This window comes from Chryseobacterium limigenitum (assembly GCF_900114875.1).
Taxonomy (GTDB): Bacteria; Bacteroidota; Bacteroidia; order Flavobacteriales; family Weeksellaceae; genus Chryseobacterium; species Chryseobacterium limigenitum.
Window position 1 is genome coordinate 64,904 of the sequence record NZ_FPKW01000002.1, and the last position, 18,508, is coordinate 83,411.

Genomic DNA, 18,508 nt, shown 5'->3' on the forward strand with positions numbered 1-18,508 from the left:
ATCTTTTTTGTTACAACGTGATTTTGTTAAAATCTATATTTAAAAAAAAGAGTGCTACTTTTATAGGGTAACGCTCTTTTATTCTTTATTAAAATTTCACCTTATCATTATACTTCGGAGCGAAGTTCTTAGGACTCAATTTTTCCAGTGTCTTCCCGAAATTATTGATAATCTGACTCATATTATCAAAATCAACTATGTTTACATCGTCATTCACTTGGTGATAATGTTTAATTTTAGTCATATCAGCTGTAGAAATTGAGTGAGCAATAATTTTCTTTTTCACAAAGTTGACATTATCTGATCTGTAAAATAACTGTTCAGAAGCATAAGGATCGGCGTTGATTTTTAATCCGTTCACTGCACTTTTATTGAAAAGCTCATCAAGATCAGAAAATTCATCACCCGTCATGAAAACTGCATTTTTCCCGAATTGAGATTCTGTAGCTACCATTTCAAAATTGAAAAGAGCATATAAATTATTGTAAATTTTATCTAAATTTTTATCATCAGCAATTGCTGTAGAACCCAGCATTCCTTTTTCTTCACCATTAAATGCCATGAAAACCATTGAGAATTCAGGTTTTTTATTTTTAAAATAGTCTGAGATTCCGACTAAGGTTGTGATTCCGCTTGCGTCGTCATCCACTCCGTTATAGATATTATCGCCACTTTTATTGTTCATTCCGATGTGATCGAAATGTCCTGAGAAACCTAGATATTTATCAGTTTTTCCTTTTTGAACACCACAAACATTATAAACAGTTTTCCCTTTATAAGTAAATGGCACCAAATAAGAATTTCCTGTACAATATTCTAAATTATTTTCTTTGAAAAGCTTTGCAATATAGTTTGCTGCATTATCATTTTCAGGAGTTCCGATTTCACGGCCTTTCATTTCGTCTGATGCCAACGTTGAAATTACAGTATTTATTCTTTCCTTAGAAACTTCCTGTGCGAAAGTAAATGCTGAGAAAAGGGATAGAGTAAGGTAAGCTAGTTTTTTCATGAATAGATAAATTTTAATAATCTGTCGCAATTTAAAATAAAATGTTGCAATAAGCTGTATAAATTTTGTTTCCCACTGATCTGTGGGAGAAAAGAAAAAATTAGAAATCAAAAACAAAAAAACAGCTCCTAAAAAGAAGCTGTTCTACTCAAAAAATCGTTGTTTAGGTTATCGAAGTCTGTCTACAGATTTCACGAGCCTCTCATCTTTACGGATGTAAATGTTTGCAATAAGCAGACAGATAATCGCTATCAAAGGAAAAATCGGCTCAATACCCTTCTCAGGAAGTTGAATTCCTCCGGGTAAGCTTAGTATCCAGTACGCCAATACACCAATCAACAAAACGTTTATAATGATGCTGATATGATTCAGCAAAATTTGTCTTTTTCTGTTTTTAAAGCTGAATACACTTAGTAATCCAACCAAAACAAGTACCACACTACCAATATTTATCACAGGAATGGTACCGAAAACGGCAACATCTTGTCCTGTAACGAACAGAAACACAGCAGCTAAAACTGCCAGAAAAACCCATATAGTCTGTATTCTTTGTAGCATTGAATATTTAATTCTAGGCAAAAGTAGTATAAATTTTGCACAATTCAAAAATAAGTGTAGATTTGCATTATACAATGTACTTGAAAACAATAGTCACCGGACTTACTTTTCTTACTCACAATTAATTACATTTTTACATTAAATATGTTTAACATAGAAACGTTAAGGTCAAAATCCGTAACGGAACTGACTAAAATCTTAAAGGATTTGGGCGTTAAAGTTGCAAGAAACAGCAATGAGAATGATAAAATCTTTGCAGTTCTTGATTTTCAGGCTTCTAACCCTAAAGTTGCAAAAGATTATTTCAACGCCACAGAAAGCAGTATGAATACTGAAGAAAATCCGCCAGAGAAAGAAGCGAAAGCTCCTGTAAAAAAGGCTGCTCCGAAAAGGACGCCAAAACCAAAGCCTGAGGCAAAAGCTCCGGTAGAAACAAAACCAAAAGAAGAAGAAAAAGCTGTTGAAAAAGAAATTGTTTCCGAAGAAGTAAAACCTCAAGCTCCAAAAGCTGAAACTGCAAATGATGATGATGCGGCAGCGAAGGCAGAAGCAGCAAGGAAAAAAAGAAAAAGGCTTCCTACAAATACAAGCAATGTAGAAAACCCTGTTCAGGAAAAAACGCAAGCTCCTAAAAATACAGAACCTCAGGAATCTGCTCCTGTTGCAGAAGAAAAGCCTGGCAACGCCCAAAGACAACCGCAGGGCAGACCTCAAAAAGGACAAAACCATCCACAGAACAGTGGAAACCAACATAAAAACCAAAACCCGAACCAAGGTCAGAGTTCAAATCAAAATCCTAATCATGGACAGGCTCAAAATCCTAACCAAGGGCAAAATCAAAACCAAAATTCGAATCAGAATCAGAACCCTAATCAAAATCAAAACAGGCATTCTGACAGAAACGAAGACCATCATGAACAACACAGAAAAGAGTTCAATTTTGATGGAATGGTAAGTATTGAAGGGGTTTTAGAAATATTACCGGATAACTACGGATTTTTACGTTCTTCAGATTTCAGTTATATTTCTTCTCCGGATGATGTATATGTTTCAACAGCACAGATCAGAAATTTCGGGTTGAAAACTGGTGATACGGTAAGAGGTATCGTAAGACTTCCAAAAGAAGGTGAAAAATACTTTTCTTTATTAAAACCAGTAGAAGTTAACGGCCGTGATCTTGCATTTATAAAAGATCGTGTTGCTTTTGAATATTTAACTCCACTTTTCCCTGAAGAGAAATTTAACCTGGCAGGAGATAATTCAACGCTTTCTACAAGAATTGTTGATTTATTCGCGCCAATCGGGAAAGGGCAGAGAGCAATGATCGTTGCACAGCCGAAAACCGGTAAAACGATGTTGTTGAAAGATATTGCTAATTCTATTGCATCCAATCACCCGGAAGTATATATGATGGTTCTTTTGATCGACGAACGTCCTGAAGAAGTTACCGATATGGAAAGAAGTGTAAATGCAGAAGTTATTGCATCTACATTTGATGAAGCGGCAGATAAGCACGTAAAAGTGGCCAACCTTGTTTTAGCGAAAGCTCAGAGAATGGTTGAATGCGGACACGATGTTGTGATTTTATTAGACTCAATTACAAGATTAGCAAGAGCTTACAATACGGTAACGCCTGCATCCGGTAAGGTTCTTTCAGGAGGTGTTGATGCAAATGCTCTTCACAAGCCGAAAAGATTCTTCGGTGCGGCTAGAAAGATTGAAGGCGGTGGATCTTTAACGATTATTGCAACAGCACTTATTGATACAGGTTCTAAAATGGATGAAGTTATTTTTGAAGAATTCAAAGGTACCGGAAACATGGAGCTTCAATTAGACAGAAAAATTGCAAACAGAAGAATTTATCCAGCTATTGATCTTATTTCTTCAAGTACAAGAAGAGACGATTTATTGCTAGATGAGGTTACTTCGCAGAGAATGTGGATCTTCAGAAAATATCTTTCTGAAATGAATCCTATTGAAGCAATGGAATTTGTAAATAAAAACATCAGAGGAACTTTAAATAATGAAGAGTTCTTGATGTCCATGAATAAATAATTTAATTTAATATTGTTAAATGAGAAGCACAGGTTTTATATCTGTGCTTTTTGTTTTGATTTTTTCTAAACTTAAATTTTTTAATTAAAAGTATTATAGAATCTACTATATCAATGTTAAAGATTTATTAAAATAATCCCCAATTTTTGATAATCGGTCATTTATTGGCTAACTTTGAATTATAACATTAAAAATAAAATTATGTCATTTGAATTACCAAAATTAGGATATGCTTACGATGCATTAGAGCCAACTATTGATGCAAGAACTATGGAGATTCACCATACAAAGCATCACCAAGCATATATCGACAATTTAAATAAAGCAATTGAAGGTACAGAATTAGCTGGAAAAACGATCGAAGAGATCTGCCAGACTGGAACTGACAAGCCTGCAGTAAGAAATAACGGTGGAGGTCACTTCAACCACTCTTTATTCTGGGAAATTTTAACTCCAGGGGGAAGCAATGAGCCTGTAGGAAACGTAAAAGCGGCTATCGAGACTTACGGTGGTCTTGAAAAATTCAAAACAGATTTTTCTGAGGCTGCTAAAACTAGATTTGGTTCTGGATGGGCTTGGTTAGTTAAAAATGCTGACGGTTCTGTTTCTGTTTCTTCTACTCCAAACCAAGATAACCCGTTAATGCCTGTTGCGGACATTAAAGGAACTCCTGTTTTAGGATTAGACGTTTGGGAGCATGCTTATTATTTAAATTACCAAAACAGAAGACCTGATTATGTTTCAGCGTTTTTCTCTGTTGTAAACTGGGATAAAGTTGAGGAATTATTCAACAAATAATCTTCAGACAATATAAAAATTAAAGGTTCAGAATTTTCTGAACCTTTTTTATTGTCATATAGCATCACTTCCGGAAAGTCCGTTCATGCGTAATCCGTATTTCCAGTTTACATATGCAAAAACCTGATACAGCTTATATTCGAATTTTAGGCCATAATTTTCTTTCGGATCATAATCTATGGAAGATTCAATAACATTTCGGTATCGTCCGGATGTATAATATGAGTTCCATTCGCTTACCAGAAATGTATTTTTAGTTTTTAAATAAGATTCTGAATATTGGCTCATCGGTTTTGCAATGGCGCTCAGAAAATAATCAAATTGGGTGTCTATTACGGTAATATCCCATTCGCCATCATCATTCTTCTCAGGTTTCATTTCTGATTTTTCCGGATCACTTTTAGGGCTGGTTTGTGATGAACAACTAAAAGGAATAAATATGATAAATAATATTAAAATTAAATTTTTCATGCTCATAAAGTTACACAAAAAAAGCACCCGAATCGAGTGCTTTATATTTTAAGGTTCTTTTTGAAGAATGACAAATGCCGGAAAGTGGTCACTGTAACCTCCCGTAAATTGATCCCCATTCCAGGATCTGAAAGGATAGCCTTTATAATTTCCTTCTTTATTAACTAAATATGCCGGAGCATAAATTTCAGCTTTAAAAACAGAATATTCTTTCGTTACCTGATCGGAAATCAAATTCTTAGAAACAATAATCTGATCAAACAAGTTTGGCGCATCCTGATAAGCCAAAGAAGCAACTCCTTTTTTATACAATGGATACATCAAATTAAGATAAGGATTTGCATCGCTTAAATCTTTAGGACTCGCCTGAGCTTTTAAATGATTTTTTAAACTTGAACTCACAGGGTCATCGTTAAAATCTCCCATGGCAAAAAGTTTCGTTGATGGATCTGCTGTTCTTATACTGTCCATTTGCTGTTTCAGTAAAGCTGCAGCTGCATTTCTTTTTGGTAAAGAAATCGCTTCACCACCTCTTCTTGAAGGCCAGTGATTCATAAAGAATGCCACTTTTTCATTATCAAGGAAACCTGTAACTACCAAAATATCTCTTGTGTATTCTCTTCTTCCGTCGTCACCGTAAACTTTCAGTTCTTTTTTTAGAGAATTTGTTACCGTAAATCTTCTTTTTTGATAGATCAAAGCAACATCAATTCCTCTGTAGTCATAAGAGTTGTAATGGATAATTCCGTAATCGAATTTTGCCAAAGCCGGTTGCTTAATTAAGTCCTGGATAACCTGTCTGTTTTCAACCTCAATTAAACCAACAACTGCGGGAGCTGTTTTCGTGTATTGTGAACCAAGTTCGGAGATTACTTTAGCTTCATTAGCCAATTTTGCGTTGTAAATTTTAGTATTGTAATTTTTACCGCTGCTGGGTGTAAACTCTTCAGAACCACTTTGATATCTTACTACTTTTTTACCTTTTAAAGAACTGTCGCTCCAGTTTCCGTCATATTTTTCGGCCTCTAAAAATTTAATGGAATCCAAAGGAATACTTCTGTGAAAAGCCGGATTTTTTATGTCTTTCGTGCCGTCTATATAATCTGCGGAACGTATCGTGTCCCAAAGGTTTTCTACATTTAAAAAACCTACTGCGGCAACTTTTCTTAATTTACCTTGCTGTTGTGCGAAAGTCATTACCGTACAAATCACGGCAATGAAACTTAAAAATTTTCTCATTTAATATTAAAATTAATTAATCGACAAATTTACTTTTTTTTAACTCTTTCAGTTTTAATTATTTGTAAATTTATAATAATTTAATGAAGAGCTACCTGCTTTTATCTTAAAAGCTTGCAATGTTAAGAAAAAATAATGTTAAAAAAGTTGTTAATTATAAATTTTGACTAAATTTGTGCCCCCAAGTTTTAACCTATTGATAATTAAGGTAAAAAGTATTTAAAAAAAAATAATATACTCATGATTAAAAAACTATCATTAGTCTCTTTATTTACTTTACTTCCTGCTTCATTTTATTTTGCGCAGACTACTGTATTTGCGTATCTTAAAGATGCTGATGGGAAGCCCGTTGAAAGGGCAGAAGTAGATCTTAAAGGGAGCGACAATGATGTAACGGCCGATAAAATTGGATATTTCCAGTTTGTTGATTTGCAGCCGGGGCATTACCAGATTATGATTGCGAAACCGAATTACGAAACAAAAGTAATGGAGTTTGATGTAATCAGTGACGAGAAAAGAAAGGATCTAGGAGCAATTACTCTTTATCCTACCCTTACAAATGCAGATCAGGGATTGGCAATCATAGACAGCGATGATGATGACGATAGCAGTAACAGCCAGGCTTCTACAGTAGGTTTGCTACAGTCTTCTCAGGATGTCTTCAGCAGAATCGCGGCATTTGATTTAGGATTTTACTGGTTCCGTCCAAGAGGAATTGACGGAAGATCAGGAGAATCCATGTTAAATGGTGTTTCTATGGTTAAATCTGATAACGGTAATGTTGACTTTGGAAACTGGGGTGGTCTTAACGAGATCACAAGATACCCTGAAATTTCAGCAAATCATTCACCATCAGAATATGCATTCGGTGGAAACAGCTCGGTTATTTATAAAAATACGAAGGCTAGTGAGTATAGAAAAGGATTCCAGTTTACTCAATCTTTAACGAACAGAAATTACAGAAACAGAACATCTCTTAGATATACCTCAGGAATGAGCAAAAAAGGATGGGCGTTTACGGTAATGGGAGCCAGAAGATGGGCAGAAGAAGGAATTCAGGAAGGAACTTTCTATGATGCTTACGGCGCGTACGTTGGTATTGAGAAAAAATTCAGTGATAAGCACACTATAACATTTAATGCTATCGGTGCGCCTTACAGAAGATCTACAGCGAGTCCGAGTACTCAGGAGGTTTATGATTACAGAGGTGTACATTATAATTCTTATTGGGGATATCAGGATGGCGAGCAAAGAAGTGAGAGAGTAAGAAAAGGTTTTCAGCCTTTATTCCAGCTTCAGGATTTCTGGAAAATCAATAAAAAATCAAGTCTTTGGACGTCTGTTTCTTATCAGTTTGGTAAAGATAAAGGATCTCGTTTAGATTGGCAGAATGTACAAAATCCATCACCAACTTATTACAGAAACCTACCAAGTTATTATGATTCTTTAGATCCTAATGCTTCTGTTTTAGGTCCAAACGGAGTTACAACGACGTCTCAGGATGCGTATCAGACTTCATTGGCAGGATGGCAGTCTGGAGATCCGAATGTTACTCAGTTAAACTGGGACAGACTTTACAGAAGAAATATGCAGCAGCCTGTTGACAATTATTACGGTCAAACAGGAAAGAGAGCTTTGTATTATCTTGTAAATGACGTAAGCGATGATAAAATATGGAATGCCGCAACGCATTTTATTCACAATTTTAATGATACGACTAAATTCTTATTAAACGTATCTTATCAAAACTACCGTTCTGAGCAATACAGAGAAGTAAATGATCTTCTAGGTGCTGATTTTGTGCTGAACAAAGACCCGTTTGCGGCAACAAACCAACCGGGGAAATCTGGTTTATATAATGAAGGAGAACAAAATGTAACGAAAAAAGTAGGTGATAGAATGACTTACGACTACATTTTCAGAAGACAGGAAGTAAAAGTAAATCCGGGTTTGAAATTCTCTACAGGAAAGTTTGATGTATTTGTTTCTGCGATGGCAGGATATTCTACTTCAAGCAGAGAAGGATTATTCAACCATTATTTATATAAAGATTCTAAAGGAAAAGGAGCAGATTACAACTTCTGGACTTATGGAATGAAAGGACAGGCTGTCTATAAAGTGAATGGTAGAAACTTCATTGTATACAACGGAGCATATTATTCTCAGGCGCCATTCTTGGAAGATTTATTCATTAACCCTAGGGTAAACGGATCTACAGCTCCTAATGTTAAGAATATGGTTGTTAACGCTAACGACCTTAGTTATGTGATCTCTACACCTTTCTTGAAAATGAGATTAACAGGTTTCTTAGTAGACACAAACAACGAAACTACAGTACAAAGATTCTTTGCTGATGGTATCCCTTTGGAAAGTGTAGATGCAGATGGTAACCAAACCAACGTGCAGAGTGCTTTTGTAACTCAGGTGATGACTGATGTTAAGAAAAGAAATATGGGAGTAGAATTAGGATTTGATGTTAAAGTTATTCCTACTTTATCTTTACAGGGATTAGCTAGTTATGGGCAGTACACTTATAAAAATGATCCGATGACTTACTTTGCTTCAGATGCGGCAGGTATTTTCGCCAACGGGCTTTCTTACACAAGTGTAGGTAAATCTTATATTAAAAACTATCGTCAGGGAGGAACTCCTCAGCAGGCGTTCTCACTAGGTTTTCGTTATAACAACCCTAAATATTGGTGGGTAGGTGCTAACTGGAATTATTTTGACGATAATTATCTTGATCCATCTTCATTGGTGAGAACAGAATCGTTTACTCAAAACAGTACTTCTTCTACACCGTTTTACGGTTTAACAGAATCTGATCTTAGAAGAGTTTTAGAACCAAATAAATTACCATCTTCATTCTTCTTCAATGCTAATGCAGGGAAATCTTGGGTGATCGGTAAATATTATGTTCTGATTTCTGCATCTGTTAATAATATTTTAGATAATAAAAGATACATTACAGGAGGTTTCGAACAAACAAGAAATGCTAAGTATCCTACTTTTTCTCAGGATCTTGACAGAGAATTTTCATTGTTTGCTCCGAAATATTGGTATACTCAGGGAAGATCATATTTTGTGAATTTACAGTTTAGATTTTAAGAAAAATACGAATAACTACTTTAAAAATTATTAAAATGAACATAAAGAAATATTTTAATTTAGTAACAGGAGTTGCATTTGCAGCAATTTCTATTACGTCTTGTGTGCAAAAAGATGAGTGGGATACGCCACCAATCAAATGTGAGAATAAATTTGCTGCGACCACTATGACAATGGCGGCTTTCAAAGCACAGGCACCGACTACAGGATATATTTTAATTAATACTGACCAAATCTTTGACGGTTATGTAGTTTCTTCTGATGAAAACGGAAATTTCTACAAAACAATTTCATTCCAGGATAAACCTGAAAATCCTACAGTAGGTCTTCAAATTGAGGTTGACAGAGCGAGTAACTATGCAGATTTTCCTGTAGGAGCGCACATCAGAATCAATGCTAAAGGTCTTAGACTAGGAACAGACAGAGGAGCGGTAAAACTTGGTTCAGTAGATCCAAGTTTTGATATCGGAAGAATTCCAGGATCTTTAGTTAGCAGATACGTTTCAGGAGTTTGTACAGGAAATGGTCTTGATATCGCAGCAATGAAGCCTTTGGATTTAGCAACTCTTAAAATTGCTCAGGACGAAAAATATATCAACATGTTGGTAAAAGTTCCGAATGTACAGTTTGCTGCAGGAGAAATAGGTAAAAAATATCTAAATTATGTAGCAGGAGCAGGAGTTGATACAGATAGAAATATCGTGGATCAAGCGGGAAATGCTACAATTATCAGAAACTCTGGTTTTGCTAGTTTCGGTTCTACTTTGGTACCTGAAGGAAAAGGTGATCTTACTTTCGTTGTAAGCCGTTACAATACTTCTTGGCAAATGCTTATAAGAAGTACTAAAGATGTAAACTTTGGAGGAAAAAGATTCTTCTTCGAAGGTTTCGATGGTGTTCTTTCAGACAACTGGGATGCCGTAAGCGTTACAGGAGCTCAGATCTGGAATATCCAACAGTTTGGAAATCCTAAGCCTTGTGTTGTAATGAATGGTTTTGCTAGTGTTAATAATGCTAATGAAGACTGGTTGATTTCTAAACCTATTTCATTACTAGGATTTACTTCTGCTTCATTATCTTTTGAAACGGATGTAAGATATGCAGGAAGCCCTATTGAAGTTTTTGTAACAGATAACTACAGTGGCAATCCTACTACAACTACTTGGACACCTTTATCAGCGATTTTAGATCCTAATAATACGGCATTCAATACTTGGACGTATTCTGGTGATATCAGCTTAAATGCTTTTGCAAACAAAAATGTTCGTATTGCATTTAAATATACTTCTACAACAACAGCTGCTGCAACTTGGGAGCTTGATAACGTAAGAGTAGTTGGTAACTAATAAAACATATAAATATTAAATATAAAAAAACCGCCAAAAGGCGGTTTTTTTATTTATTGAATTGATAGATTTCCCATGCAACTCCATCTTCTATTTTCCAAGATAAATGCCCACTTTCTATAAACTTGTATAGTTCTAATTCTAAACATTTATCACTTAAGCTTTCATTTTGATACTTAGAATTTGTGATAATGAATTGTTTAATAGCCCATAATGTAAAAGTAATATCATTTATATAATAATTGTATTCACAAATGATATCACCTTTCTCTAATCGGCAACCAGCACCATGAAATCTGTATTTATAATTATCAATTTCACTTTCTCTTTGAAAATAGAAATTTATTCCTGATGTAATTCTTTGGTCATGAGATAATTGATATTCTGATCGAATTAAATCCTCAAAAGTTTTGATAAATACTATATAATCTAAAAGTATATTTTCTATCATAAAATAAAACAAAAAAACCACTGCAAAAAACAGTGGTCTATTATTTAAATTAAATTTTCTCTTTTAAAAAGAAACTTCATTCACTTCTTTTCCTCGTTGGAAGTTCATTGTTTTCTGACTTCCTTTATAAGCAATATTAACCAGGTTAATCTGCTTTGGAAAAGCGCTTAAAAGTATTGTATTTTTAATTTTTAAGGTACTTATGTCTGAAACTCCGCTGGTTTCAAAATATACCCAAACTGTTTCTCCGCTTACTTGGCTACCTGTGAAGGTAATTGTCTTTGGAGAACCATTAACGTACACGTCAAAGTTATTATTTACATATTTCTTTACTTCCGCTTCAAATCCTGCTGTGTTGGGATTTATTTTTATGGCATCCGAAATATGGTTCGTATTCATCTTTGTGGTAAACTTCAACGTCTTGCTTCCATCAATATAATCAACTTTAGTCATTGAAGAGAAAAAGTCTACATTCATGAAACTCATTAACACAAAAAATGTTAATATTCCTGATATATATAAAAGTTTTTTCATTCTAATTAATAGATTTACAATCATGCTTGTAGTTTATAGTTCACAAATAATATGCCAATTAAAAATTCACGTTCACAGAATACTTGTCATAAAACGCTTTGATGTGTGCAACCGCTTCATCAGCCGTGTCTACCACTCTGTAAAGATCAAGATCATCTTTTGCGATCATTTTTTCTTTTAACAAAGTTTCTTTAAACCAGTCAAGTAATCCACTCCAAAATTCAGAACCTACCAAAACGATTGGGAATTTCCCTATTTTGTTGGTTTGAATTAACGTCATTGCTTCCGTAAGCTCGTCCAAGGTACCGAATCCTCCCGGCATTACGACGAAACCTTGAGAATATTTTACAAACATTACTTTTCTTACGAAGAAGTAATCAAAATTCATGGAGTAGGACTTGTTGATGTAAGGATTAAAATGCTGTTCAAAAGGCAGATCAATATTTAAACCGATCGATTTTCCTTTAGCATTGAAAGCACCTTTATTTCCTGCCTCCATAATTCCGGGGCCTCCTCCTGTGATAATTCCGAAACCGATTTTTGTGATTTTCTCAGCAATTTCTACGGCCATTTCGTAATATTTACTTTCCGGCTTTAGTCTTGCAGAGCCAAAAATAGATACACACGGGCCAATTTTAGCCAGTTTTTCATAGCCGTCCACAAATTCTGCCATCACCTTGAAAACCATCCAGCTGTCCTTGGTAATGATCTCGTCCCAGGCTTTTTGCTTTAAACTGTTGTGAAGTTTTGTTTCGTTAATATTAAGTTCAGGATTTACTAAACTTTCATCCCTTGTGCCATCAAGTTCCATCATGAAGATTATTTAAAATGTTTTTCGGCTTCTATTACAGATTCTGGTCTTCCTACATCTATCAGGATGCTGTCGTGTACAAAACCGTGTATTTTTTCGGTCTGCATCAGATCCAGATATTCTTCCATAACAGAAAATTTGCCTGTTCTTTTTATTTTGTTAAAAATGATAGGGTTGATACAATGCACCCCGCTAAAAGCCAAAGCCTTGAATCCTTTATTGAACTCTGCCAGCCTTTGCTCGCCGGTTTGTACATTGAGCCAGCCTCTTAAAACCAATTCATCGTTGAAAAGCAGTTTTCTTGAACTTTCCCTATCCGAAACGGCTAAAGTAGCAAAATCTTTTATCTTTTTGTGGTATTTAACCATATCTGTGATATTGATGTTGGTTAAAATATCAGCATTCATGATCAAAAAATCTTCCCCATGATCAAGGAATCTTCTAGCAAAAATCAAACCACCTCCGGTTTCCAAGAGTTCATTGGCTTCATCCGAAACTTCAATATTGCAATTGAAATTATTGTTTTTCTTTAAAAATTCAACTATTTGATCTCCAAAGTGATGAATGTTAATGACAAAATCATTAATCCCGAAACTTTTTAAATAGTTAATATTTCTTTCTAAAAGCGGAATGCCATTCACCTTAGCCAAAGCTTTTGGATGATGATCTGTAAAAGGTTTCAGACGGGTGCCTTTTCCTGCTGCAAAAATTAAAGCTTTCATTATTTATAATTGATAAGTGATGAATGATAATTGATAAAAAATAAGCGGTTTAAATTAATCATTTATGAATTCAGATGGTGCTGTTCGTCATGGTGAAGGCTGATCTCAACTTTCTCGCCATATTTTTCTTCAATAAACTGAGCAATTTTTATCGCTGAATATACTGATCTGTGCTGTCCGCCTGTACATCCGAAATTGATCTGCAGATTTTCAAAGCCTCTTGACAGATAATTATCGATGTTGATGGAAACGATGCTTTTTATTAATTCTAAAAATTTAGGCATTTCGGTTTTTGTTTCAAGATATTCCTGAACACCGATGTCGTTTCCTGTCTGAATTTTATATTCTTCAACTCTTCCGGGATTTAAAATTCCTCTGCAGTCGAAAGTGAAACCTCCTCCGTTTCCTGATTCGTCTTTAGGAATTCCTCCTTTTTTGTATGAAAAACTGTGGATGTCTATGTGTAGCATTTTTTTATGGTATTATTGATTATTGATAAATGATCATTGATTTCGGAAATCGCTTATTAATGATCACTTATCATTTATTTTTTTATATTTTCAGTCTCTTTTGTCATTCCTGAGGAATCTAAGCTTAGTTTTTTGTTTAAATAGATCCTTCGACTCCGCTCAGGATGACATCGCTAATACTAACTGCCAATATGCAGTGTCAGCCTGAGCGGAGTCGAAGGCTTTATATTTTTAAAATTTCTTCAATTTTCAATCTTGCTTTCTCCAAACTCAACTGTTGTATCACTTTTTCAAGCTCGGGATAATCTTTCATGTTTTCCCAGGTTTGAGCAAATTCTGTAATATTTTCAATTCCTTTTTCAATGCTTGCAATGAAATGTTGTTTCCTCTGAATCAATCCTCTGAATCCGTAAGCTCCTAAAACCTGTAAGAATCTCATTAGCTGAATTGGCTTAACCGAGTTTTTTAGTTGAATCTGAGTTTCCTTATTTTCAAATTGCTGAATGTAGAATTCGAGCATTTCATTTTTTAAATCTTCAGGGAAATTGGCTTTAGCCTGAAACAGAAAGGAAATAACATCGTACATCAGCGGTCCTTGCATCGCAGATTGATAATCGATAAATGAAACATTATTATTTTCATTCACCATCAAATTTCTCGCCTGAAAATCACGGATCATCAATCCTTTCGGTTCAAGATTTTCGATGAGGTTGGCGATCTTTTTAAATTCTTTCAGTAGGGTAGACTTGTGATATTCCAGCTCCAGAACATCGGCCACGAAATTTTTAAAGTAATATAAATCGTGGATTACGGGAAGTTCATCATAGCTTTCATATTCAAAAGTTTTATTGAAATCTATTTTCTCCTGTGTCTGAATTTGAAGCTGAAAAAGTTTTTCCAACGTCTGTTTTACCAAAGATTTTACATTCTCGGATAAGCCTTCTTTTGAAATGATTTCAGAAAGTGTATTCGCGCCCAAAAACTCCTGAATATATATTTTACGGTCATCAGAAATGACAAAAATAGTAGGAGTATTAAGGTTTAAATCAGAAAATATCTTTGAGAAATAAAAAAAACTTTCATTCTCAGGAAGATTTTCATTGTAAGTGATAATGTACTTTTTGTTATCGGATGTTGCCACGAAATTTACCCTCGCAGAACCGCTTTGGGCTAATGTGATGAACTCATAAGATTTTTCACCGATATAGTTTTCAAAAAATCGTTTTGCGTTTTCGGAAGTCATAATATGGAAACAAATATACTAATTATCAGTTGATTTTTTATCTTTGCGTCATGCTAAAGGATTTTAAACCAGTTTTAAGCATTTTATTGCGTTTCATAATCATCTATCTGGTGCTGCTTTTTGGGTATCAGTTTTATCTGAATGGTTTTAAAGGATTGGGGTTGGACACCTTTTCGAAAATAATTGCCGATCAGGTGATGTTTGTTCAGAATTCCATGAGTTATCCTACAAAATTATATGATGATATTGCAGGTGAATCGGTTTGGTTTCATGTGAAAACGGGTTATGCGACAAAAATGGTGGAGGGATGCAATGCTGTTTCTGTAATGATTCTGTTTGTATCTTTTGTTTTTGCTTTTTATAAAGGTGTAAAGACATTTGTTTTTGTGCTGATTGGTCTTTTACTGCTTCATGTTATGAATGTACTGAGGATTGCAGGTTTGAATATTGTATTTACGGATCATAAAGAATATGGGAAAATTGCACATGATTATGCTTTTCCGGCTGTGATTTACGGAACTGTGGTTCTGCTTTGGCTTGTCTGGATTAAATTCTTTGCTTTAAAAAATGAAAATTCTTAGTTGGTTTCTAGTAATAACAGGTGTTTTGGGACTTATAGGTGTGAGAGCGCTTGAAGACACGATCTTCTATGATCCTTTTCTTAACTATTTTCATGAAGCCAATAAAAATATTCCTTTTCCTGATTTTGAGTGGGGAAGGTTAATTGTCGGACACCTTTTCAGATTTATTTTAAACTTATTTTTCTCGTGTGTGATCATTCATTTTATATTTAAAAATAAAGAATGGACGATTCAGGGAGCTTTCCTGATCACAATTATTTTCTTAATTACGTTCCCGATTTATCTGTATTGCATTTCTGACAGGTTTGAAATCGGTTATCTGTTTTCTTTTTATATGAGAAGGTTTGTAATTCAGCCTTTGATTTTGCTGTTGATTATTCCGTTGTTTTATTATAGAAAGCAAATGGGGGAAAGAAATTAAATAAATTTCTAAACACAAATTCCCATTAATCTTCTTCACGAATAACACAAATTTTCTCATCAATAGGAACGGGCTTTTGTCCGTTTAAAACATAACAATCTAATCAATTGGCTTTATCCAAAACTTAAAAATGTTTTACCTAAATCGAAATTATTGTACGGTGTGTTTGATTTCTCTGGTTACATTTTCTGCCGTCCATTCAACTCTTTTTACAAACTCTCTTTCGCGGACAGGACAGTCTGCGATCTGACAAACCGGACATGAAACAGTTCTGCAGTCATCCATGTGAAAATTAAATTCTACGGTACGTTTTGTATTTTTAGCTAAAAGAATAATCACGTTTTCCATTTCTTTATGGGCATCGCGAAGGGTGTAATACCAAGGAAGTGTGATATGAGCATCGATATGCAGGGAAGCTCCGAATTGCTGGATCTTCATGTTGTGTATATCAATCCATTCTGTTTTTCTGTTATTTTCAAGAACTGCAACGATCTGATTTAATAAGTCAGGATCTTGTTCATCCATAATTCCGCTTAAGGATTTACGGACAATCTTGTACCCTACAAAAATGATGTAAGCTCCAAAAAGTAAGGCGACAGCAGAATCTATCCAATAAATTTTGGTGAAATAAACAATCACTAAACTTATTACAACACCCAACGTTGTAATTGTATCAGATTGAAGATGCTTCCCTGAGGAAATAAGAACCAGAGAATTTTCTCTTTCTCCTTTTTTAATGGAAATATATCCCAGGCAATAGTTAACGATTGCAGTTGCGGCAATGATCCAGATTCCCCAGTCAAGTTTGTTTAATATTTTACCTGTAATTAAACTATTTGCGCCTTCATAGATGATCATGATGCCCGCAATGGCGATTAAAGCACCTTCTATTCCTGATGTTACGAATTCTACTTTTCCGTGGCCGTAAGGGTGGTCTTCGTCTTTCGGTTTCGCGGCAAGATGTAAAGAGTAAAGCCCCATAAATGCACTGATGACATTGACGATACTTTCCATCGCATCAGAAAACACAGCATCGGAATTTGTAAGTTTCCATGCAACGAGCTTCCCGATGAATAAGATAACTCCAAAAACAGCGATCCATTTTTGAAAGCCTATTTTATCTTTATTGATATTCTTCTGAACGTTCATAAGTTTGATAAAAAAAAGAATCTCAATTTTGAGACTCTTTTTTATTTTGTTAGTTTATACTAAGTTGTTTGCTACCAGGTATTCTGCGATCTGTACTGCGTTGGTTGCAGCTCCTTTTCGCAGATTGTCTGCTACGATCCAGAGATTCAGTGTTTTGGGCTGGGAGAGGTCTCGTCTGATTCTTCCGACAAAAACTTCGTCTTTCCCTTCTGAATATAAAGGCATTGGATATTCGTTGTTTTTAACGTTGTCCATTACAATTACTCCCGGCGTTTCAGCTAAGATTTTTCTTACTTCATCAAGTTCAAATTCGTTTTCAAATTCGATATTTACACTTTCAGAATGTCCTCCCTGAACCGGAACTCTTACTGCAGTTGCCGTTAAATTAAATGTATCATCACCTAAAATCTTTTTAGGCTCTTTCATTAATTTAATTTCTTCTTTTGTATAATCATCATCAGAAAAAACGTCACAATGTGGAAGTGCGTTTTTGAAGATTTGATAAGGATATACTTTTGCAACAGAGTCGTCTCCGTTTATTTCTCCGTTTAATTGATCTACAGCAGCTTTACCAGTTCCTGTTACAGACTGATAAGTAGAAACAATTACTCTTTTTAAATCATATCTTTTGTTTAATGGACCTAAAACCATCACCAACTGAATCGTAGAACAGTTTGGATTTGCAATGATCTTATCTTCCTTCGTCAATACATTAGCATTGATTTCCGGAACCACTAATTTTTTATCAGGATCCATTCTCCAAGCTGAAGAATTATCGATCACTGTAATGCCTGCTTCAGCAAATTTCGGTGCATATTCAAGCGATGTTGAACCTCCTGCAGAGAAAATTGCGATATCAGGTTTGGCAGCTATAGCGTCGTCGATGCTTACGATAGTGTAATCTACCTGTTTATACTTCACCTGTTTACCAATAGATCTTTCCGAAGCTACCGGAATTAATTCTGTTACAGGGAAATTTCTCTCTTCGAGAACTTTAAGCATCACTTGTCCAACCATTCCTGTTGAACCTACTACAGCTACTTTCATTGTTTGATTAAAAAATTTAAATTAATATATAATTAAGCTCCAAAGACTCTTGTCCATGGAAACGCGAATGCAAATAGACCAACTGCAATTAATCCCATAATTACAATTTTCAAAGAAATAGTATCGCTAGATTTTACTTTCTTGTTGATAATTGTCATTAAGACTGCTGCAATCAGCATAGAGAATGGATGTTCTACAAATGTTTGTCTGCTATATGCATCTTTCATTAATGTTCCAGCATCTAAAGCAGCTTTGAAACCTGGTGAGAATATGAATAACAAACATATTCCAACTAAGAACTGCACGTGGAAAAAAATCATTGTGAAGAGCGTGGTCTTCTTTAGAAATTTATTCACTTTTCCACTGTATCCGAACATTGTAGTTAAAAGGGCAATAACAAATAATGTTATTAAAACTAACTCTAAATACCCAAATCCTTTATGAGCACTAAGAAAAATCTTGTAAAAATCCATAATCCTATTTTTTCTTTTTTTC

General features: G+C 34.7%; 19 protein-coding genes. 6 read left to right on the forward strand and 13 right to left on the reverse strand.

Translation table 11 applies throughout. From position 1 onward, the window contains the following. Positions 1–88 precede the first annotated feature (88 nt). A complete protein-coding gene (locus BT156_RS03005; protein WP_072407736.1) occupies positions 89–1,009 on the reverse strand; it encodes a M28 family peptidase in 921 nt (306 codons plus the stop codon). A gap of 168 nt (positions 1,010–1,177) precedes the next feature. Next, on the reverse strand, positions 1,178–1,567 hold the full coding sequence (locus tag BT156_RS03010) for a DUF4293 family protein (RefSeq protein WP_072407101.1): 390 nt from the start codon (positions 1,565–1,567) through the stop codon (positions 1,178–1,180). A gap of 144 nt (positions 1,568–1,711) precedes the next feature. Here BT156_RS03010 and rho point away from each other — a divergent pair, with 144 nt between their 5' ends. Together rho and BT156_RS03020 are read left to right on the forward strand one after the other, a co-directional pair. Continuing rightward, positions 1,712–3,622, forward strand: a complete 1,911-nt coding sequence (rho, locus tag BT156_RS03015) for a transcription termination factor Rho (RefSeq protein WP_072407103.1) — start codon at positions 1,712–1,714, stop codon at positions 3,620–3,622. A 201-nt stretch (positions 3,623–3,823) separates the two neighbouring features. Continuing rightward, entirely contained in the window at positions 3,824–4,420 is a 597-nt protein-coding gene (locus tag BT156_RS03020; protein ID WP_072407105.1) for a superoxide dismutase, read from the forward strand. A 54-nt stretch (positions 4,421–4,474) separates the two neighbouring features. Here the strand turns inward: BT156_RS03020 and BT156_RS03025 are convergent, their stop codons facing one another. Together BT156_RS03025 and BT156_RS03030 are read right to left on the reverse strand one after the other, a co-directional pair. Continuing rightward, a complete protein-coding gene (locus BT156_RS03025; RefSeq protein ID WP_072407107.1) occupies positions 4,475–4,891 on the reverse strand; it encodes a DUF6146 family protein in 417 nt (138 codons plus the stop codon). 48 nt (positions 4,892–4,939) lie between these two features. Beyond that, complete coding sequence (locus BT156_RS03030; RefSeq protein WP_072407109.1) at positions 4,940–6,130, reverse strand: endonuclease/exonuclease/phosphatase family protein; 1,191 nt, start codon at positions 6,128–6,130, stop codon at positions 4,940–4,942. Between the two features lie 240 nt (positions 6,131–6,370). Here BT156_RS03030 and BT156_RS03035 point away from each other — a divergent pair, with 240 nt between their 5' ends. Both BT156_RS03035 and BT156_RS03040 read left to right on the forward strand, forming a co-directional pair. Then, complete coding sequence (locus BT156_RS03035; RefSeq protein ID WP_072407111.1) at positions 6,371–9,238, forward strand: carboxypeptidase-like regulatory domain-containing protein; 2,868 nt, start codon at positions 6,371–6,373, stop codon at positions 9,236–9,238. A 35-nt stretch (positions 9,239–9,273) separates the two neighbouring features. After that, on the forward strand, positions 9,274–10,584 hold the full coding sequence (locus BT156_RS03040; protein WP_072407113.1) for a M949_1556 family lipoprotein: 1,311 nt from the start codon (positions 9,274–9,276) through the stop codon (positions 10,582–10,584). A 49-nt stretch (positions 10,585–10,633) separates the two neighbouring features. Here BT156_RS03040 and BT156_RS03045 read toward each other — a convergent pair whose 3' ends face one another. The 6 genes from BT156_RS03045 to BT156_RS03070 form a co-directional block, all read right to left on the reverse strand. After that, positions 10,634–11,035, reverse strand: a complete 402-nt coding sequence (locus tag BT156_RS03045) for a DUF6896 domain-containing protein (RefSeq protein WP_072407116.1) — start codon at positions 11,033–11,035, stop codon at positions 10,634–10,636. A gap of 63 nt (positions 11,036–11,098) precedes the next feature. Beyond that, positions 11,099–11,569, reverse strand: a complete 471-nt coding sequence (locus BT156_RS03050; protein ID WP_228429965.1) for a DUF6702 family protein — start codon at positions 11,567–11,569, stop codon at positions 11,099–11,101. Positions 11,570–11,627: 58 nt separating this feature from the next. After that, positions 11,628–12,380, reverse strand: a complete 753-nt coding sequence (locus tag BT156_RS03055; protein ID WP_139255410.1) for an LOG family protein — start codon at positions 12,378–12,380, stop codon at positions 11,628–11,630. Positions 12,381–12,388: 8 nt separating this feature from the next. After that, on the reverse strand, positions 12,389–13,102 hold the full coding sequence (locus tag BT156_RS03060) for a nucleotidyltransferase family protein (protein ID WP_072407122.1): 714 nt from the start codon (positions 13,100–13,102) through the stop codon (positions 12,389–12,391). A 62-nt stretch (positions 13,103–13,164) separates the two neighbouring features. Then, the gene (locus BT156_RS03065) at positions 13,165–13,572 is read right to left on the reverse strand and encodes a RapZ C-terminal domain-containing protein (protein WP_072407124.1); all 408 of its coding nucleotides are present in this window, start codon (positions 13,570–13,572) and stop codon (positions 13,165–13,167) included. A gap of 223 nt (positions 13,573–13,795) precedes the next feature. After that, positions 13,796–14,815 (reverse strand): aminoglycoside phosphotransferase family protein, encoded by a 1,020-nt coding sequence (locus BT156_RS03070; protein WP_072407126.1) that lies wholly within the window; start codon positions 14,813–14,815, stop codon positions 13,796–13,798. A gap of 50 nt (positions 14,816–14,865) precedes the next feature. On the opposite strand from BT156_RS03070, the gene xrtF reads away from it, so the two are divergent. Together xrtF and BT156_RS03080 are read left to right on the forward strand one after the other, a co-directional pair. Continuing rightward, positions 14,866–15,396 (forward strand): exosortase family protein XrtF, encoded by a 531-nt coding sequence (gene xrtF / locus BT156_RS03075; protein ID WP_072407128.1) that lies wholly within the window; start codon positions 14,866–14,868, stop codon positions 15,394–15,396. Then, on the forward strand, positions 15,383–15,817 hold the full coding sequence (locus tag BT156_RS03080; RefSeq protein ID WP_072407130.1) for an exosortase F system-associated membrane protein: 435 nt from the start codon (positions 15,383–15,385) through the stop codon (positions 15,815–15,817). Before xrtF ends, BT156_RS03080 begins: the two co-directional genes overlap by 14 nt. Positions 15,818–15,967: 150 nt before the next feature. Here the strand turns inward: BT156_RS03080 and BT156_RS03085 are convergent, their stop codons facing one another. From BT156_RS03085 to BT156_RS03095, 3 genes are read right to left on the reverse strand one after another with little or no spacing between them, the layout of a single operon-like run. Then, positions 15,968–16,966, reverse strand: a complete 999-nt coding sequence (locus tag BT156_RS03085; RefSeq protein ID WP_072407132.1) for a cation diffusion facilitator family transporter — start codon at positions 16,964–16,966, stop codon at positions 15,968–15,970. Positions 16,967–17,020: 54 nt separating this feature from the next. Beyond that, the gene (locus BT156_RS03090; RefSeq protein WP_066753508.1) at positions 17,021–18,013 is read right to left on the reverse strand and encodes an aspartate-semialdehyde dehydrogenase; all 993 of its coding nucleotides are present in this window, start codon (positions 18,011–18,013) and stop codon (positions 17,021–17,023) included. A gap of 32 nt (positions 18,014–18,045) precedes the next feature. Beyond that, the gene (locus tag BT156_RS03095; RefSeq protein WP_072407134.1) at positions 18,046–18,486 is read right to left on the reverse strand and encodes a hypothetical protein; all 441 of its coding nucleotides are present in this window, start codon (positions 18,484–18,486) and stop codon (positions 18,046–18,048) included. Between the last annotated feature and the right edge of the window lie 22 nt (positions 18,487–18,508).

Bases quoted from the DNA above. Each gene is read 5' to 3' on its own strand.
- BT156_RS03090 (WP_066753508.1), bottom strand. From the start codon at position 18,013: ATGAAAGTAGCTGTAGTAGGTTCAACAGGAATGGTTGGACAAGTGATG.
- BT156_RS03085 (WP_072407132.1), bottom strand. From the start codon at position 16,966: ATGAACGTTCAGAAGAATATCAATAAAGATAAAATAGGCTTTCAAAAA.
- BT156_RS03080 (WP_072407130.1), top strand. From the start codon at position 15,383: ATGAAAATTCTTAGTTGGTTTCTAGTAATAACAGGTGTTTTGGGACTT.
- BT156_RS03050 (WP_228429965.1), bottom strand. From the start codon at position 11,569: ATGAAAAAACTTTTATATATATCAGGAATATTAACATTTTTTGTGTTA.
- BT156_RS03060 (WP_072407122.1), bottom strand. From the start codon at position 13,102: ATGAAAGCTTTAATTTTTGCAGCAGGAAAAGGCACCCGTCTGAAACCT.
- BT156_RS03010 (WP_072407101.1), bottom strand. From the start codon at position 1,567: ATGCTACAAAGAATACAGACTATATGGGTTTTTCTGGCAGTTTTAGCT.
- BT156_RS03070 (WP_072407126.1), bottom strand. From the start codon at position 14,815: ATGACTTCCGAAAACGCAAAACGATTTTTTGAAAACTATATCGGTGAA.
- BT156_RS03045 (WP_072407116.1), bottom strand. From the start codon at position 11,035: ATGATAGAAAATATACTTTTAGATTATATAGTATTTATCAAAACTTTT.
- rho (WP_072407103.1), top strand. From the start codon at position 1,712: ATGTTTAACATAGAAACGTTAAGGTCAAAATCCGTAACGGAACTGACT.
- BT156_RS03095 (WP_072407134.1), bottom strand. From the start codon at position 18,486: ATGGATTTTTACAAGATTTTTCTTAGTGCTCATAAAGGATTTGGGTAT.
- xrtF (WP_072407128.1), top strand. From the start codon at position 14,866: ATGCTAAAGGATTTTAAACCAGTTTTAAGCATTTTATTGCGTTTCATA.
- BT156_RS03035 (WP_072407111.1), top strand. From the start codon at position 6,371: ATGATTAAAAAACTATCATTAGTCTCTTTATTTACTTTACTTCCTGCT.
- BT156_RS03005 (WP_072407736.1), bottom strand. From the start codon at position 1,009: ATGAAAAAACTAGCTTACCTTACTCTATCCCTTTTCTCAGCATTTACT.
- BT156_RS03025 (WP_072407107.1), bottom strand. From the start codon at position 4,891: ATGAAAAATTTAATTTTAATATTATTTATCATATTTATTCCTTTTAGT.
- BT156_RS03040 (WP_072407113.1), top strand. From the start codon at position 9,274: ATGAACATAAAGAAATATTTTAATTTAGTAACAGGAGTTGCATTTGCA.
- BT156_RS03055 (WP_139255410.1), bottom strand. From the start codon at position 12,380: ATGGAACTTGATGGCACAAGGGATGAAAGTTTAGTAAATCCTGAACTT.
- BT156_RS03030 (WP_072407109.1), bottom strand. From the start codon at position 6,130: ATGAGAAAATTTTTAAGTTTCATTGCCGTGATTTGTACGGTAATGACT.
- BT156_RS03020 (WP_072407105.1), top strand. From the start codon at position 3,824: ATGTCATTTGAATTACCAAAATTAGGATATGCTTACGATGCATTAGAG.
- BT156_RS03065 (WP_072407124.1), bottom strand. From the start codon at position 13,572: ATGCTACACATAGACATCCACAGTTTTTCATACAAAAAAGGAGGAATT.